At 65.1% G+C, this 292-nt stretch carries 1 protein-coding gene; it reads right to left on the reverse strand.

Annotation, left to right across the window (positions count from 1 at the left end; all coding sequences use genetic code 11):
• Positions 1-292 (reverse strand): transposase (locus WDW90_RS38860; RefSeq protein ID WP_336492965.1); only part of this gene is annotated, 292 nt, incomplete at both ends.

Raw genomic sequence — 292 nt, forward strand, 5'->3', positions numbered from 1 at the left:
CGCGAGGCGGCGCTGCATCTTGGCCGGTGTGAAGTTCCGATCCCGGTTGTTCACCGCCTTGAACTTCGAGCCGTCGATCGCGACCACGCTATCGCCCAGGAGGCCCATCTTGCGGCACAGCAGCACGAATCGGCTGCAGACCTTGCGGATCGACGGCCCATTGTCTCGGCGGAAGTCGGCGATCGTCTTGTGGTCGGGCACAAGCCGCCCGGTCAGCCACATCAGCTCGACATTGCGCTCCGCCTCGCGCTCCAGCCGCCGGCTCGACGCGATACGGTTGAGATAGCCATAC

This window comes from Methylobacterium nigriterrae (genome assembly GCF_037106235.1).
GTDB classification, from domain to species: Bacteria; Pseudomonadota; Alphaproteobacteria; order Rhizobiales; family Beijerinckiaceae; genus Methylobacterium; species Methylobacterium nigriterrae.